Origin of the sequence: Ruegeria sp. HKCCD4884 (genome assembly GCF_013110855.1) — a bacterium.
Classification (GTDB): Bacteria; Pseudomonadota; Alphaproteobacteria; order Rhodobacterales; family Rhodobacteraceae; genus Ruegeria.
In genome coordinates, this window is record NZ_WVRJ01000003.1 from 36,289 (window position 1) to 49,845 (window position 13,557).

Here is a 13,557-nt window from a genome sequence, read left to right on the forward strand (position 1 = left end):
TTTGTTAACCAGACTCATAAACACTTTGTTCACGCATGCAATCAACGGTGAACAACTATGTCTGTGCAGGGAACCATCCTTGTCCTCGACGGGGTAGCAACCAATCGCATCATGCTGAAAGTTCAGCTGACAGCTGCTTGGTATCACGTAGTCCAAGGTGAAAAGCTTGAAGGGCTGTTGTCGCTTGTGCGCCGCACCCAGCCTGATCTTGTTCTGACAGCTCAGACCTTGCCAGATGGAACAGCTGCGGATGTCAAAAAGGTGACCAAGACCGTTCCCGGGCTTGAAGATGTGCCAGTCGTTGTACTTGCCGCACAAAACGACAGAGACGCGCGGCTGCGTGCCTTGCAGGATGGGTTGGATGATGTGCTGACGCATCCTTTCAAGGATACCTTGCTGCTGGCGCGCATCCGAAGCTTGTTGCGTGCGCATGCTGCCACTCAAGATCTTCAGGTCAGCAACGGTTCGCAGCCGATCGGGTTCGGGGAACCGGCACCCAGCGTTATTCGCCCGCCAAAAGCCGCGAAAGTTCATATTCTGACACATGCTGCGCAAACCGGCGTCATGTGGCACAAGGCGCTCAACGATCAGCGTCAGTATTCTTTGTCCTGGCACCTGCAATCGAACCTTCAAAGCGTCCTGTCTGGCGCTGTCCCGGACGCCATCGTTGTCGAATTGGGCGCTCATCCGTCAGATCTGAATATTCTGGCTGATCTCAGATCACGTAACGTCACGCGAAACACGGTGTTGATCGGTGTGCTTAAAGACGACAATGCCGTTCAGGCTTCAGAGGCATTGGATCGAGGTGCCGACGCCGTTTGCCTGGATGGATTCTGCGCGCAGGAGATCCTGCTTCGGCTGGACAATCAAATCGCGCGCAAAGCCCGGCTGGATCACATGCGTGTATCTCTGAAAAAGGGACTTGCGGACTCGTGGATCGACCCGTTGACCGGGCTGCATAATCGCCGGTTTGCTATGCGAGCGCTGGACCAGATCGCACGCGAATCTGCGCGAACAGGAAGCAGTTTTGCTGTCATGCTGGCTGACCTCGACCATTTCAAGGCTATCAACGACGACCACGGTCACGCGAGTGGCGATCTCGTGCTGAAGCAGGCGGCAGAACGTATGCGTGGTGCCCTTGGCACCAACGGATTTGTCGCCCGTATCGGTGGAGAAGAGTTCATGATAGGCGTGCCAAATGTAACATCCAAACAAGCGATGCGGCTCGCTGAATCCCTCTGTGACAGCATTTGCAGTGCGCCGTTTCAGCTCTTGGATCAGGGACCGCAAGTCAACGTGACAGTCAGCGTCGGGATGAAAATGTCCCAAGGCCCGTTCCCCGACCAAGAAAGTCCCACGCCACATATTGAGAACCTGATTAAGTCCGCTGACACCGCACTTTATGCGGCGAAAAAAGCCGGTCGCAATCAGGTGAACGTCCGGCAAAACGCAGCTTAAAACCTATTAGTCCTTTTTCTTGTGTTTATGCGGACCGCGTTCGACAATGTCTTGCAATCGATCTGCATACGCCTGTCTCTCCTCGTCGCTCATGGCGGTAACGCGCGCCAACCATTGCGTTTGCAAAGCTTCTTGCAATGCAGCCGTCGCCTGTGCCTGCTGTAGCAACAGCACTTCAACGGCTCCCGGATCAAAGGGTACCGTGCGCAAAGCCTGGCTCATCGCCTCAAAATCCTGTTTGCGACCACTGGTCCCTTTTTTGTGCAGCCCCGACAGCTCACCCCGCATCGCTTTGCGGTCGTCTTTTGGCAACGCTCGGTACAAGGCCGGGCCAAATCCCGGCGGTGCTTTGGCGTGATCCCCGCCTTTCAGACGCAACACAGTGCCTACAGCAACGCCAACGATCAACAGATTCAGAGCCAGAGACACAACCAGGACAACGGGCATCCACCGGCGTTTGGGTTTGGGATCAGCGTTCATTCCGTGGTCTCCAGAAAACTCGTGTCATAGCCAAGGTCGGCCACAAGAAAGGCCGTCTCTTGCGTTGTCAGCAGGTTGGCGGGGTCAGGCAAAAAGGCAGGCGCGGAAAACCCGATCCAGACACCGGCCGCACTGGCCGCAACAAGGCCACTCAACCCCTGCCAGCCACCCAGATTGCGCACCAGCCTGTCCCACAGCGCAGGCCCCGGTTTTGGCGCGGATTTCATGCGGCCCAAGCGCACCGCCTCGGCATCCGTTTGAATGCGCACGGCCAAATCGTCTGGCAAGGCCGGCCGTTGTTGCCGCGCCTGAGCAAACAAATGATCCAGTTCCAGATCGTTATCCGCCATTGTCATACCCCAGTTCTTCGCGCCGTCCCGCCAGAATAGCGGCCAGACTTCGTTTGCCACGCGCTGTCAGACTTTCCACCGCTTCCACGGAAACGCCCATGATCCCGGCGATTTCGGGGTTGGGCAATTCTTCAATATGGCGCAGCACCACCGCTTGTCGCTGCCGTTCGGGCAATTCGGCCAAGGCGATCTGCAACGCGTCCTTGCGAGCCTCGTCCTGCATCCGGTCAACCACACTGGCTTGACCATCTTCAGGCTCGGGAACATCCGACAGCCTGTCGGGTGTCTTCTTGCGCCGGATGTCCACACACAGGTTTAGCGTCACCCGGTACAGCCAGGTCGAGACTTTGGCCTGACCCGACACCCAATCCGGTGCCATTTGCCACAGCCGCATCATCGCCTCTTGCGTCACATCTTCCGCCTCGGTCCGATTGCCCAACATGCGCAACGCGACCGAGTAACACCGTGGCCCAAGTCGGTCAGTAAGCACCCGCGCGGCCTCGGCATTGCCATCGGCAAAGCGCCCCAGCAACGCATCGTCGCTGAGGCTGCCCGCGCTGCACATCGCTTCGCCGGCATCTTGTGGGTGGGAGGTCAGATCCTCCATCCTGCATCAGCTATCGTCTGCGTCCGAATTGTGATGCTTCTTCTTGTGGTGCCGCCCCATCTTGTCTTTGGCATCGGCAAATTCCTGTTCCGAGATTCCGCCACTGTTATCCGCGTCCATCCGATCAAACATCTTGTCAGCCCGACGGGGTTTCGGCAACTCGTCCTGGCTCAGAAACCCGTCGTTGTTCGCATCGTTTTTTTCGAACATCTTGGCGACGCGGTCATTTGCCTTTTTCTGTGCAGCGGCTTGCATCTCGTCAAGGCTCAGCTGGCCATCACCGTCGGTATCCGCCTGCGTGAAACGCGCGGTGCGGTGGGCCTCCATCTCTTGCTGCGTCACCTGACCGTCGCCATCGGTGTCGAGCTCTTGAAAGGATACAGGCTCGCGCCCGCTTTTTCCGGCAGCCAGAACAGATGTGCCTGTAACGGCAACTGCGGACAAAACAATGGCCGTGATGAATGTCGCGTTTTTCATTTCGTTTTTCCCGTTTTGACGCGGCCCCAGTGCCGCTGCTCATATCAATTCAAACGCGGGGCAGCGGAAATTCCGTCGCAGAAAAGTGGATTTTATTAAGAATGGGATCAGAAGCGTTTTCGGCGCATCGGGTACTGAGCGTTGCAAAGCGACGCACCCCCCTTTCAAATCCGCCCGTTCAGGCGCATTATCGCGCAAAGATTAATGCGCGAGTTATATTATGACGGATCAGACGATCGACACAGCGACCGACACAGAGCGTGAAACATGGCCCGCCCTTGTCAAAGGGTTTCGGTGCAAGTGCCCCAACTGTGGTGAGGGCAAGCTGTTGCACAGCTATCTCAAGGTCAATGACAGCTGCTCGAATTGCGGGCAAGAGCTGTTTCATCACCGCGCCGATGACGGGCCGGCCTATTTGACTATCCTTCTTGTTGGTCACCTGCTGGCACCTGCATTGCACGTGTCTTACGTCCATTGGCGGCCAGACCCCTGGACCATGGCCATCGGTTTCTCAATCGGTTGCGTTGCTCTGTCGCTGTACCTGCTGCCCCGTTTGAAAGGCGCTGTTGTCGCGTATCAGTGGGCCCGCCGTATGCACGGTTTCGGAACCTCCAAGTGAATCCAACCGGCCGCGTGGCGCAGATATGACAGCAGACAAGACCGCCATCCGTGACGCCGCTACTGTCATCGTTTTGCGGGACAGATGGACCAACCCGTCGATCCTTATGGGGCAACGCGGCTCCAAAGCCGTGTTCATGCCGAACAAGTTTGTGTTCCCTGGCGGTGCCGTTGATCCGGCAGATTCAGAAGTGCCCCTGGCGACCAAGCTGCCCGATCTGTGCCGTGACCGTTTGGCAGAACAGGCCGAGTCCGGATTGCAACACGCGCTGGCCGCCGCTGCCATTCGAGAGCTCTGGGAAGAAACCGGGCTTGTTCTGGGCCAGCCGGGTGCGTGGCCAGGTCATGCACCTGACGACTGGCAGAGTTTTTCGGCCATGGGATTTGTGCCATCTGCAGCTGCATTGCAGTTCGTTTTCCGCGCGGTGACACCACCCGGTCGCCCTCGTCGGTTTGACGCACGGTTCTTTTTGGTCGACGCGGAAGCCCTGCAAGGTGATCTGGACGATTTCAGTCGCGCCTCAGACGAGCTGTCGCATCTGCAATGGGTGCAACTTGACCGCGCGCGAGATTTGGACCTGCCCTTCATAACCGAGGTTGTTCTTGCCGAAGTAGCGGCCCGGGTTACATCCCCCGAGCCTCCAGTGTCCGTTCCGTTTTACAAGAATGACGAAGAAGCCAACCTGTTCCTGCGCCTCAAGGGTTACCCGATGCCGGAACACGACTGACGGTACCGTGTCACCGCATCCGGCTGACAACCACTGTTACTTCGGGCTTCTTACCGATTTCCGCTTTGGCGGTCTGCCGCACGATCCGGCGCATCTCGTCTTCCAGCTTGTCGTCATCGCGTAGTGTTTTGGCTGCGGCCCGCATCAGGAACTGGTTCAGGTCCTCTTCCAGAACCTCCACCAAAGCGGCGCGCGAAGTTCCGATCTCAGGCAAGCCCATCGTATCGCACCAAGGTTCGCCCAACGCTTCGTCTTCCTCGTCCAGTACCACGGTAACGGTGACATGCCCGTTCAGAGCCATACGGATTCGATCCCGCACCACGCCGTCCAACGCACCGATCTTGACCGACCCGTCCAAATAGGTGCGCCCGGTTTCAACATAGTCGACAACAGCCGGGGCGTTACCGCTGAGATCCAACATGGTACCGTTCACTGCCAGCACACCGCCTCTGCCACCATTCTCGGCCAGTTTGACGTGCTCGCGCAGATGACGGTGTTCACCGTGCATCGGGATCACGACTTGCGGATCGATCAGCGCGTGGACCTTCTCAAGATCAGGCCGGTTGGCATGCCCTGAAACGTGATAGAGACCCGAGCTGTCATCCACCACATCGACGCCCTTTTCGCTGAGCTGGTTCATGATGAAGATCACGCCCCGCTCATTGCCCGGAATGGTTTTCGAGGAAAACAGGAACAGGTCGCCTTCGGCCAGTTCCAGACCACGGTACTTGCCACGGGCCAGTTGGGCGCTGGCAGCACGGCGTTCACCCTGGCTGCCGGTTACGATCAGCATCAGATTCTGGCGCGGAAGATCCAACGCCTCTTCCGCGCTGATCACCTTTGGGAAATCCGACAGGATGCCGGTTTCGGTTGCGGCCTCGATCATTCGGCGCATGGCGCGGCCCAACAGAACAACCGACCGCCCTGCCCGCTGACCCGCTTCGGCCAGTGTTTTGACCCGCGCAACGTTTGAGGCAAACGTGGTCGCCACGACCATGCCTTCGGCGTTTTCGACCAGTTTGGTGATTTCCGGCCCAACTTCGGATTCCGAACGGCCCGGATGGGCCGAGAAAACGTTTGTGCTGTCGCAGACCAGCGCCTTGACGCCGGGTTTGGCGACCTCAGCCCACAAATCTGGATCAAAAGCCTCCCCCACGACAGGCTGCGCATCCAGTTTGAAATCGCCCGAATGCACGACCCGTCCCGCAGGCGTATCGATGACCAACGCCGCGCTTTCGGGGATCGAGTGCGATACAGGCAGGAAACCAACCGTAAAAGGCCCGACCGCGACCTGTTCGGGCCAGGCGGATACGGTTGTTACGGCCTCGGTTGGGTGCGCGTGTTCTTCCATCTTGCGGCGGGCGATATTGGCCGTGAACGCGCGGGCATAAATCGGCGCACCCAAGGCTTCATAGCAATGCGCCACCGCGCCAACATGGTCCTCATGCGCGTGGGTGATAAAAACGCCGTCCAGCTGGTCTGCACGCTCTTTCAACCACGAAATATCCGCATAGATCAGGTCAACACCGGGTGTTGTGTCCATGTCCGGAAAGGTGACACCCAAATCAACAAGGATCAGGCGCTCCTGTCCGGGTTTACCATAGCCATACACATAGGCATTCATGCCAATTTCACCCGCGCCACCCAGCGGCAGGTAGATCAATCTTTCACTGCTCATTCGGAGCCATTATCCTTGTTATAGCGATGGATCACGGTCAAACCGTGCATCGTCAGATCATCTTCGATTGCGTCGAACCCTACGTCGGCCTGATCGAACAAAGGGGCCAGTCCACCAGTACCCACAACTTTCATCGGCATTCCGTATTCGGTTTTGATCCGGGCGATCAGCCCTTCGATCAGGCCGGAATAGCCCCAATACACGCCCGATTGGATACATCCAACCGTATTCGTCCCGATCACTTTATCCGGCCGGGTAATGTCGATATGCGGAAGCGCAGCCGCCCCCTGGTGCAGAGCTTCAAGGCTGAGGTTCACACCAGGCGCGATAATGCCCCCGACATAAGCCCCATCGGCGGCAACAACGTCAAAGTTTGTTGCTGTGCCAAAATCCACCACGACCACATTGCCACCGTGACGATCAAACGCGCCCACTGCGTTGGCCAACCGGTCAGGCCCAGGTACCGTGCCTTCATCAACACGAGGGGGCACGGGTAACAGACAATCCGGCTTACCCACCACCAGCGGCCGGCATCCAAAAAATCGATCCGCGAAGATACGCAGGTTAAACACAACACGCGGCACTGTTGAGGCGATGATGACATCCGTTATGACCGCTTCGATGCCATAGTGTTTCACTAGCGTCGAATACCAGGTGAAATATGCGTCTGCCGTACGCGCATGGTGGGTCGACGTGCGTAAGGTGCACAGAAACTTCTCGCCGTCCCAGATCGAGAAAACGGTATTGGTGTTGCCGCAATCAATGGCCAGAAGCATTTAACGCCCCTTTCAAAAATACACGTCTGCCGCAGGAATGCTCACGCGGCCTTTGGCGGTGTTTAAGACAAGGTTGCCGCTTGCGTCTACTGTTTCGAAGGTTCCAACCGTCTCTGACGTTCCGGTACGTGCGGTGATGACCTCTCCTAACCGCGCTGCGCGGGCCAGCCACGCGGTGCGGACCGGTTCGAACCCATAGGTGACGAATTGGGTTTCATACCTGGCATAAGCCGCAGCCAGTTCGGTCAGGAAATCTTCGGGCGATACATTTGAACCGGTTTCCGACAGCAATGAAACGGGCCGCATGGCACCAGGTTCGACTGCATCCGCGTCAGGTGCATTGGCCAGGTTCACACCGATGCCGATCGCCAGATGCGCAACACCTTGCCCCTGCCCGGTGCTTTCCAGCAAGATACCAGCCAGCTTACCCCCGTTCAGCAGAACATCATTGGGCCATTTCAGCGACAGCCCGGCCGTTCTTCCGGTCACAGCAACACAGGCGTCGAACAAGGCCAATGCGGCCACAAAGCTGCGTAGCGCTGCCTGTTCCGGCGCACCTTGCGGGCGCATCAGCAACGTCGCGGCCAGATTGCCCATGGGATTGGCCCAGACCCGGCCCCGCCGTCCGCGCGCCGCCGTTTGGTGATGTGCCATAATCCAAACGGGACCTCGGGCAGTGGGTGCAATCCGCGCTGCCTCATTGAGTGTGCTATCGACTTCCTGCAGCTCGTGCAGTCCATAGCCTTGGGGCCATTTGGTCATATCAAAAAGGCCCGGTCACGCGACCGAGCCCCTCCTTCTGAGTGTTCAAAACCTTCAGTTGACAAGCGTCGCTGCCGCAGCTGCCGCCGCGCCCTCGACACCAAACTGATAAAAGATACCGATCAGCATCAAGGCGGCCGAGCCCATCAAGGCGACCCACAACACCGGCGTCGACCGGGTTTCAATCGGGTCCTCGTTTTCAGCACCGAAATACATGTAGAACACGATCCGCAAGTAATAGAAGGCACCGATGACGGACGCGATGGCCGAGACGATCACAAGGCCGGTCAGACCCGCGCTGACACCTGCTTGCCAAACGCCAAATTTCGCAAAGAAACCCAGCATCGGTGGCACACCGGCCAGCGAGAACATCAGGATCAGAACGGCAAGGGCTTTGCCCGGATCGCGCTTGGAATATTGGCGCAGGGCGTCAATATCGGTGATCGGTTTGCCGTCCCGTTCCATCATCAGGATGAAGGCAAAGGTTCCGATGTTCATGGTCACGTAGATGGCCAGATACATCAGCATCGCTTTGATGCCCAACTCGGTACCTGCCGCCAGACCGATCAGAGCATACCCCATATGGGCAATCGACGAGAACGCCATCAGACGTTTGATGTCCCGCTGACCAATCGCGGCGACAGCACCCAGCAGCATCGACAGAACCGAAAGCAGGACGATCACCTGTTGCCAGTCTTTCACAATGCCGCCAAACGCGTCATGCATCAGTCGCGCAAAAAGGGCCATCGCAGCGACTTTCGGCGCGGTCGCGAAAAAGGCAGTGATCGGCGTTGGCGAGCCTTCGTACACGTCCGGTGTCCACATGTGGAACGGCACGGCCGAGACTTTGAAGGCCAGACCAGAGATCAGGAAGATCAGACCAAACAGCAGGCCAATCGAAACTTCTCCGGCCTGAACGGTTGTGATGATGCCTGAAAAGAGCGTTGTTCCAGTAAAGCCATAAACCAGCGACGCACCATAAAGCAGCAAGCCTGAGCTGAGCGCACCCAGAACGAAATACTTCAGACCGGCCTCGGTCGATTTCGCACTGTCACGGCGCAATGCCGCAACAACGTATAGCGACAGCGACTGCAGCTCGAGCCCCATGTAAAGCGACATCAGATCGCCCGCGCTAACCATCATCATCATGCCAACAGCAGCAAGTGCGACCAGCAGCGGATACTCAAACCGCAGCAAATCGCGGCGCGCCATGTAGTCCTGGCTCATGACCAGAACGGCACCTGCCGAAAGCAGGATCGCAACCTTGGCGAAACGGGCGAACCCGTCGTCGACGAACATGCCATTGAAGGCCACATTGGTCCCCTCGCCTTGTGTGGCGATCCAGATTGCCAGAAGAGCCATCAGACCAGCTGTGGTCCAAACCAGCAGAGGTGCCATGCCGTCTTTCGTCGTATAGACAGCCCCCAAGAGCGCCGCCATCGCGTAGAGCGCCAGAATGATTTCCGGCAGGATAATTGTCAGATCAGCCTGGATCATGTCTCCAAAGCTCCCTTAGTGCGAGGCGGCCGTCTGGGTCGCAGCCTCAGCTGCGGCCAGAGCCGTGTCATAGTTCGAAATCAGCGCGGCGGTGGATTGCCCGATTACATCCGTTACCAGCGACGGGTAAACGCCCAAAAGGATGGTCATCACGATCAGCGGGGCAAAGATCAGACGTTCGCGCGAGCTCATGTCGGTCATCGCCTTCAGGCTTTCCTTGATCAGGTCGCCAAAGACCACGCGGCGGTACAGCCACAGCGCATAACCGGCGGAAAAGATGACACCGGTCGCAGCCACAGCTGTCACCCAGGTGTTGACCTGGAACGCGCCCATCAGGGTCAGGAACTCACCAATGAACCCGGATGTGCCTGGCAGGCCGACATTGGCCATGGTGAACAGCATGAAGACCAGCGCATAAGCAGGCATCCGAATGACCAGACCGCCATAAGCCTCAATATCCCGAGTATGCATCCGGTCGTAGATCACGCCGACACACAGGAAGAGCGCCGCCGAGATGAACCCGTGGCTCAGCATCTGGAAGATCGCGCCATCGATACCCTGCTGGTTTGCCGCAAAGATGCCCATGGTCACAAAGCCCATATGCGCGACCGAAGAGTAAGCGATCAGCTTCTTCATGTCCTCTTGCACCAACGCCACCAGCGAGGTGTAGACAACCGCAATCGCAGACATCCACAGGACCAGATCGGTCATCACCGCCGACCCCACAGGGAACATCGGCAGGCTGAACCGCAAGAAGCCGTAGCCACCCATTTTCAGCAGGATCGCCGCCAGAACAACCGAACCCGCGGTCGGCGCTTGAACGTGCGCGTCAGGCAACCAGGTGTGCACCGGCCACATCGGCATCTTCACCGCGAAAGAGGCAAAGAAGGCCAGGAACATAAGCGTCTGCATACCACCGACAACATAGATGCCCAGCACGCTGAAGCTTTCCGATGAGAACTGGTGGCTCATCAGCGCCTCAATATCCGTGGTACCCGCGTCTGCGTACATCGCCACCATCGCCACCAGCATCAGCACCGAGCCGAGGAAGGTGTAGAGGAAGAACTTGAAGCTGGCGTAGATGCGGTCTTTACCGCCCCAAATGCCGATGATCAGGAACATCGGGATCAGGCCTGCCTCGAAGAACAGGTAGAACAGCACCAGATCCAGCGCCATGAACACGCCTAGCATCAGGGTTTCCAGCAGCAGGAAAGCCACCATGTATTCCTTGACGCGGTCGGTGACATTCCAACTGGCCAAAATGGTCAGAGGCATGATGAAAGTGGTCAGCAACACGAACAGAACGCTGATGCCATCCACACCCATCTTGTATTTCAGACCCATCAGCCACTCACCCTCTTCCACCATCTGGAAGCCGGGGTTCGAGGGATCAAAACCGGTATAGATGCCAATCGATACCAGGAAGGTCACGGTCGTCGCCAGCAGCGCAATCCACTTGGCATTGCGTTGGGCCGCAGCGTCATCCCCATGCAGGAACAGCGCCAGAATACCTGCTGCAATCGCCGGGATGAACGTAACGATGGAAAGGATATTGTCCATTAGTTGGCCCCTCCGCCGATAGACATCCACGTTACAAGGGCTGCGATGCCCAGCACCATCCAGAAGGCATAGGTAAAGATGTACCCGGTCTGCGCCTTGCCTGCGAGGCGGGTAAAGAAGGGAACAACGCCCATTGCTACTCCGTTCAGGAAGCCATCAATTGTATTTCCATCGCCGCGCTTCCACAGGAACCGGCCAAGGGCGATGGTGGGTTTGACAAAGATCACGTTGTAGATCTCGTCAAAGTACCACTTGTTCTTGAGGAACAGGTACAGCGGGCGCTGGTTCTCGGCCAACCGCGCGGGCAGCGTCGTGTTCACGATGTAGAACCAGTATGCCGCGATAAAGCCCAGGACCATCGCGACAAAGGGCGAGACCTTAACCCATTTCGGAGCGGCGTGCGCATCGTCCAACACGTGGTTGTCCGGTGCCATATACAGCGCGCCCTCGCCCGGTTTGCCAACAAAGGCATAGTGGTGATCACCACCATGAGCGTCTTTGTCACCGTGGCCGTCGTCCGCGTGACCATCATCCGCATGACCGTCATCCGAATGTGCGGCCTCATCATGCTCTTCTGCTTTGCCGTGATCACCGGCCTCTGCGTGCTCAGACGCTTCGGCAACCGGGATGCCGTAGAACTTACCAACCTTGTCGGCGTGGCCAAAGAAATTGCCGTACCAGATCATCCCGGCAAAAACCGCGCCCAGTGACAGAACGCCCAGCGGCACCAGCATGACCATCGGGCTTTCATGCGCGTGATCATGCGTATGTTTGTCGCCACGCGGCTCACCGTAGAAGGTCAGGAAGATCAGACGCCAGCTGTAGAACGAGGTGAACGCAGCCGCCACAACCAGCAACCAGAAGCCATAGCCCGAGCCGCCCGCATAAGCGCTCTCGATGATGGCGTCCTTGGACAGGAACCCGGCAAAGCCAAATGTGGTCAGCGGAATACCAACGCCGGTGATGGCCAGCGTGCCGATCATCATAGCCCAGAAGGTATAGGGGATTTTCTTACGCAGACCGCCGTATTCAGTCATCTCCTGCTCGTGATGCATGGCGTGGATCACGGAACCCGCACCAAGGAACAACAGGGCTTTGAAGAAGGCGTGCGTGAACAGGTGGAACATCGCCGCCGAGTACATGCCCACACCAGCAGCGACGAACATGTATCCAAGCTGAGAACAGGTCGAATATGCAATCACGCGCTTGATGTCGGTTTGCACCAGCCCCACGGTGGCCGCAAAGAACGCGGTGGACGCGCCCAGTACCGTGATGAAGCCGGTTGCGCCCGGCGCGAACTCCATCAGCGGCGACATGCGGCAGACCAGGAAGACACCCGCCGTCACCATGGTTGCAGCGTGGATCAGGGCCGACACAGGCGTCGGGCCTTCCATCGCGTCCGGCAACCAGGTGTGCAGGATCAACTGAGCCGATTTACCCATCGCGCCGATGAACAGCAGCACACAGATGACTTCAATTGCAGTCCACTCTCCCCACAGGAAGTGCAGCTTTTCTTCGGCCAGCGCCGGGGCAGATGCAAAGATGTCCGAGAAATTGATGCTGTCGGTCAGGAAGAAGATCGCGAAGATCCCCAGCGCAAAGCCGAAGTCACCCACCCGGTTCACGATGAACGCTTTCATCGCCGCCGCATTGGCCGAAGACTTGCGATAGTAGAAGCCGATCAACAGGTACGAAGCGACACCCACGCCTTCCCAGCCAAAGAACATCTGCACCAGATTGTCCGCTGTCACTAGCATCAGCATGGCGAAGGTGAAGAAGGACAGATAGGCAAAGAAGCGCGGCTTATAGCTTTCGCCCTCGCGCCACTGCGGATCGTGATCCATGTAGCCGAAGGAATAGAGATGCACGAGCGCCGAAACGGTTGTCACCACAATCAGCATGATCGCGGTCAGACGGTCCAGACGGATCGCCCAGCTTGTCGACAACGAGCCGCTTTCGATCCAGCGCATGATCTCGATCTGCTGGGTCACCCCATCAAATGTGAAGAAAACGATCCACGACAGCAGACAGGCCAGAAACAGCAAACCCGTGGCTGTCCACATGGCGGCTTTCTCGCCAATGAACTTCCAGCCAAAGCCGCAGATCAGCGCGCCCACGAGCGGGGCAAAGAGGATGGTGGTTTCCATAGTTCTCTTAGCCCTTCATCATGTTGACGTCTTCAACCGCGATGGTGCCACGGTTACGGAAGAAGCAGACCAGAATGGCCAGACCAATCGCCGCCTCGGCCGCCGCAACGGTCAGCACGAACAGCGTAAACACCTGCCCGACCAGATCGCCGAGGAAACTGGAAAACGCCACGAGGTTGATATTCACCGCCAGCAGCATCAGTTCGATGCTCATCAGCAGGATGATGACGTTCTTGCGGTTCAGGAAGAGACCGAAGATGCCGATGACGAACAGCGTCGCCGCCACAGTCAGATAATGTTCAAGTCCGATCATTTTCTTTCGGTCCCATTCGTTTCCTGTTCTTCGCTGCCCTATACCCGAACCAAGCAAGTATAAACGGCACCGCAACTAGTAGTTTCAGCAGCCAATACTCCGCAGG

At 57.6% G+C, this 13,557-nt stretch carries 14 protein-coding genes; 3 read left to right on the forward strand and 11 right to left on the reverse strand.

The window, feature by feature from the left end; genetic code table 11:
- Positions 1-57: 57 nt before the first annotated feature.
- Entirely contained in the window at positions 58-1,458 is a 1,401-nt protein-coding gene (locus tag GS636_RS04985) for a diguanylate cyclase (protein WP_171668671.1), read from the forward strand.
- 6 nt (positions 1,459-1,464) lie between these two features.
- On the opposite strand, the gene GS636_RS04990 is transcribed toward GS636_RS04985, so the two are convergent.
- Genes GS636_RS04990 through GS636_RS05005 form a run of 4 tightly spaced genes read right to left on the reverse strand, consistent with a single transcriptional unit; the run spans position 1,465 to position 3,372 of the window.
- The gene (locus GS636_RS04990; protein WP_171668672.1) at positions 1,465-1,938 is read right to left on the reverse strand and encodes a periplasmic heavy metal sensor; all 474 of its coding nucleotides are present in this window, start codon (positions 1,936-1,938) and stop codon (positions 1,465-1,467) included.
- Complete coding sequence (locus tag GS636_RS04995) at positions 1,935-2,288, reverse strand: hypothetical protein (RefSeq protein WP_253762652.1); 354 nt, start codon at positions 2,286-2,288, stop codon at positions 1,935-1,937. The genes GS636_RS04990 and GS636_RS04995 overlap by 4 nt, the downstream gene beginning before the upstream one ends.
- Positions 2,278-2,895: an RNA polymerase sigma factor gene (locus tag GS636_RS05000; protein WP_171668674.1), complete on the reverse strand. Its 618-nt coding sequence runs from the start codon at positions 2,893-2,895 to the stop codon at positions 2,278-2,280. The genes GS636_RS04995 and GS636_RS05000 overlap by 11 nt, the downstream gene beginning before the upstream one ends.
- 6 nt (positions 2,896-2,901) lie before the next feature.
- Positions 2,902-3,372 carry an EF-hand domain-containing protein gene (locus tag GS636_RS05005; RefSeq protein ID WP_171668675.1) on the reverse strand — a complete coding sequence of 157 codons (471 nt, stop codon included), beginning with the start codon at positions 3,370-3,372 and terminating at the stop codon, positions 2,902-2,904.
- 220 nt (positions 3,373-3,592) lie between these two features.
- On the opposite strand from GS636_RS05005, the gene GS636_RS05010 reads away from it, so the two are divergent.
- Positions 3,593-3,991, forward strand: coding sequence for a DUF983 domain-containing protein (locus GS636_RS05010; protein WP_171092142.1), 399 nt, complete (start codon positions 3,593-3,595; stop codon positions 3,989-3,991).
- 25 nt (positions 3,992-4,016) lie between these two features.
- Positions 4,017-4,718, forward strand: a complete 702-nt coding sequence (locus GS636_RS05015; RefSeq protein ID WP_171668676.1) for an NUDIX hydrolase — start codon at positions 4,017-4,019, stop codon at positions 4,716-4,718.
- Between the two features lie 10 nt (positions 4,719-4,728).
- Here GS636_RS05015 and GS636_RS05020 read toward each other — a convergent pair whose 3' ends face one another.
- The 7 genes from GS636_RS05020 to nuoK are packed head-to-tail and all read right to left on the reverse strand — an operon-like array spanning position 4,729 to position 13,451.
- Complete coding sequence (locus GS636_RS05020; protein ID WP_171668677.1) at positions 4,729-6,396, reverse strand: ribonuclease J; 1,668 nt, start codon at positions 6,394-6,396, stop codon at positions 4,729-4,731.
- The gene (locus tag GS636_RS05025) at positions 6,393-7,172 is read right to left on the reverse strand and encodes a type III pantothenate kinase (RefSeq protein WP_171092148.1); all 780 of its coding nucleotides are present in this window, start codon (positions 7,170-7,172) and stop codon (positions 6,393-6,395) included. Before GS636_RS05025 ends, GS636_RS05020 begins: the two co-directional genes overlap by 4 nt.
- A 12-nt stretch (positions 7,173-7,184) precedes the next feature.
- A complete protein-coding gene (locus GS636_RS05030; protein WP_171668678.1) occupies positions 7,185-7,934 on the reverse strand; it encodes a biotin--[acetyl-CoA-carboxylase] ligase in 750 nt (249 codons plus the stop codon).
- A gap of 54 nt (positions 7,935-7,988) precedes the next feature.
- Positions 7,989-9,431: an NADH-quinone oxidoreductase subunit NuoN gene (nuoN, locus tag GS636_RS05035; protein ID WP_171105703.1), complete on the reverse strand. Its 1,443-nt coding sequence runs from the start codon at positions 9,429-9,431 to the stop codon at positions 7,989-7,991.
- Between the two features lie 15 nt (positions 9,432-9,446).
- Entirely contained in the window at positions 9,447-10,991 is a 1,545-nt protein-coding gene (locus GS636_RS05040; protein ID WP_171668679.1) for an NADH-quinone oxidoreductase subunit M, read from the reverse strand.
- Positions 10,991-13,138 carry an NADH-quinone oxidoreductase subunit L gene (nuoL, locus tag GS636_RS05045; protein WP_171668680.1) on the reverse strand — a complete coding sequence of 716 codons (2,148 nt, stop codon included), beginning with the start codon at positions 13,136-13,138 and terminating at the stop codon, positions 10,991-10,993. The genes GS636_RS05040 and nuoL overlap by 1 nt, the downstream gene beginning before the upstream one ends.
- Before the next feature lie 7 nt (positions 13,139-13,145).
- A complete protein-coding gene (gene nuoK / locus GS636_RS05050) occupies positions 13,146-13,451 on the reverse strand; it encodes an NADH-quinone oxidoreductase subunit NuoK (RefSeq protein ID WP_005984024.1) in 306 nt (101 codons plus the stop codon).
- Positions 13,452-13,557 lie beyond the last annotated feature (106 nt).

What these genes read in the sequence shown, in the direction of transcription:
- GS636_RS04985 (WP_171668671.1), top strand. Translation starts at nt 58, where the DNA reads ATGTCTGTGCAGGGAACCATCCTTGTCCTCGACGGGGTAGCAACCAAT.
- GS636_RS04990 (WP_171668672.1), bottom strand. Translation starts at nt 1,938, where the DNA reads ATGAACGCTGATCCCAAACCCAAACGCCGGTGGATGCCCGTTGTCCTG.
- GS636_RS04995 (WP_253762652.1), bottom strand. Translation starts at nt 2,288, where the DNA reads ATGGCGGATAACGATCTGGAACTGGATCATTTGTTTGCTCAGGCGCGG.
- GS636_RS05000 (WP_171668674.1), bottom strand. Translation starts at nt 2,895, where the DNA reads ATGGAGGATCTGACCTCCCACCCACAAGATGCCGGCGAAGCGATGTGC.
- GS636_RS05005 (WP_171668675.1), bottom strand. Translation starts at nt 3,372, where the DNA reads ATGAAAAACGCGACATTCATCACGGCCATTGTTTTGTCCGCAGTTGCC.
- GS636_RS05010 (WP_171092142.1), top strand. Translation starts at nt 3,593, where the DNA reads ATGACGGATCAGACGATCGACACAGCGACCGACACAGAGCGTGAAACA.
- GS636_RS05015 (WP_171668676.1), top strand. Translation starts at nt 4,017, where the DNA reads ATGACAGCAGACAAGACCGCCATCCGTGACGCCGCTACTGTCATCGTT.
- GS636_RS05020 (WP_171668677.1), bottom strand. Translation starts at nt 6,396, where the DNA reads ATGAGCAGTGAAAGATTGATCTACCTGCCGCTGGGTGGCGCGGGTGAA.
- GS636_RS05025 (WP_171092148.1), bottom strand. Translation starts at nt 7,172, where the DNA reads ATGCTTCTGGCCATTGATTGCGGCAACACCAATACCGTTTTCTCGATC.
- GS636_RS05030 (WP_171668678.1), bottom strand. Translation starts at nt 7,934, where the DNA reads ATGACCAAATGGCCCCAAGGCTATGGACTGCACGAGCTGCAGGAAGTC.
- nuoN (WP_171105703.1), bottom strand. Translation starts at nt 9,431, where the DNA reads ATGATCCAGGCTGATCTGACAATTATCCTGCCGGAAATCATTCTGGCG.
- GS636_RS05040 (WP_171668679.1), bottom strand. Translation starts at nt 10,991, where the DNA reads ATGGACAATATCCTTTCCATCGTTACGTTCATCCCGGCGATTGCAGCA.
- nuoL (WP_171668680.1), bottom strand. Translation starts at nt 13,138, where the DNA reads ATGGAAACCACCATCCTCTTTGCCCCGCTCGTGGGCGCGCTGATCTGC.
- nuoK (WP_005984024.1), bottom strand. Translation starts at nt 13,451, where the DNA reads ATGATCGGACTTGAACATTATCTGACTGTGGCGGCGACGCTGTTCGTC.